A 1,827-nucleotide genomic window follows, 5' to 3' on the forward strand; every position below is an offset into this window, starting at 1 on the left:
TTCGACGCCCCAGGCACCATCCAGGTCCAGTTCGTCGCCGCAAGACCAGGCTTCTTCACATGGTCCGTCCCAGACCTCGAAGACAGAGGCATGAAGGGCTCGATCATCATCAAATAGACGCCGCGAGCGCGCAACCCGCTCCTCAAAATCGATGCGGCCGAATCTCCCGACCGGCCGCATCGATGTCGCCCCGCTGGCCCGGCCAGCGGGGCTGCGCCGTCTCGACTGCCGCGAGGCGTTTGACCATGCGGCATGGAGCACACGACCCTGCTCGTCGAGCGCGGAAAAGGCGAAGGCGCGGCAGGATATGGCCGGCGCATCGTTCTCCGTTCGGGCGATTCCCGCTGGCTTGTTCCGAAGCCCTCCCCGACTACCGGCGGGATTGCATATACCCCAACCTGCGCGCCGGTTTCGGTGAAGCCATGCTGCCTCCGGCCGGCCGCTCCATTTGTCTGCATGCACCGTAGAGAATAACGTAGAGGCCGAACTTCGCACGCTGGGGTGGAAAACGTTCCGATTCTCGAAAGCGCGAAGGAATGGGCATTGGCCCGAATTGGCTTTGGGAAAGAACGGCATGGAAGCCATCACTCCGGATCCGAACACCTTCTTTCATGTCCGCGTGTTCATCGGGATTATTACCGGCCTGAGCGTCGCCCGTGTGCTGAACGGACTGGCTTTTCTCGTTCAGCACCCGCGGCGCGAGCATGTCTATAGCGTCCACATCGGGTGGGCGTTGTTCCTGCTGCTTGCCGTCATGCATTTCTGGTGGTTCGAGATCGGCCTTGCCAAGATAGAGCGATGGACCTTCGAGCTCTACTTCTTCGTGATATTCTACGCGGCGCTGTTTTTCTTCACGTGCGCGGTCCTGTTTCCGGACAAGATGAGCGAATACCCGAACTATCGGGATTACTTCCATACACGGCAGAAATGGTTCTACGGCCTCCTTGCAAGCCTCTTCATCGTCGATCTGGCGGACACGGCCTTCAAGGGCTTGGAGCATTTCCGCTCTCTCGGCCTTTTTTACCCCATGCGTCAGATCGGGCTTTCCGTCCTGGCGCTGATCGCCATGTGGATCAGGAACTATCGTTATCACGTGGCATTTGTCGTCGTCGCGCTGATTGCCGAGATCGTGTGGATTCTCAATCAGTTCGAGGTGTTGAACTGAATGGGGGCGCGGGCTCGCGGCGGGCTGGAAGCCGGCCGAGCCCACACCATCTCGTCATTTGCCAACGCGCCGGGAGGAGCTTACAAGTTTACAAAATGGCCAATAGTGATGCGGCGGCGTTTTCGGAAATGGCAGATGTTCTCCTCATAGCCGATGATCTGACAGGTGCTTTGGACAGTGCGGTCGCTTTTGCCGAGCGGGGCATGTGCGTTGTGGCCGCGCTCGGTGTCGATCATTTGCCGCGCGCCCTGGCGCAGAACGCCCATGTTGTTGCGGTATCCACCGGCTCGCGGGAACTGGCGCCCGAAGCGGCGCGCGCGGCCATGACCGCCGTCGGCGATGCCGCCGCCGGATTTTCCGGCATATTGTTCAAGAAGGTGGACAGCCGCTTGAAAGGCCCGGTCGCCGCCGAACTGGACGTCGTTTCGACCATGAAGCCGGGTCCGGTGCTGGCATGTCCCGCCATCCCCCGTCTCGGACGCTACGTGGTCGACGGGGCGGTCACGGGAGCCGGGGTCGACGCGCCGATTGACGTGCGAAGCGCGATCGGGCGCGCGGCAACGGTCCCGGATGCGACAGCAGATACGGATATTGACGCGGCCTTGCCGGACACCCTCGGTCAGACCCTTTTCGTCGGCGCCGCCGGATTGGCCGAGGCGCTG

General features: G+C 61.6%; 2 protein-coding genes. Both read left to right on the forward strand.

Features of this window, described 5'->3' with window-relative positions; genetic code table 11:
• Positions 1 to 574 precede the first annotated feature (574 nt).
• Complete coding sequence (locus ACFP9U_RS24875) at positions 575 to 1,165, forward strand: hypothetical protein (protein ID WP_378625549.1); 591 nt, start codon at positions 575 to 577, stop codon at positions 1,163 to 1,165.
• Positions 1,166 to 1,293: 128 nt separating this feature from the next.
• A partial coding sequence (locus tag ACFP9U_RS24880; protein ID WP_378625550.1) for a four-carbon acid sugar kinase family protein occupies positions 1,294 to 1,827 on the forward strand: 534 nt, incomplete at its 3' end.

It is taken from the genome of Nitratireductor sp. GCM10026969 (assembly GCF_042660605.1).
Taxonomy (GTDB): Bacteria; Pseudomonadota; Alphaproteobacteria; order Rhizobiales; family Rhizobiaceae; genus Chelativorans.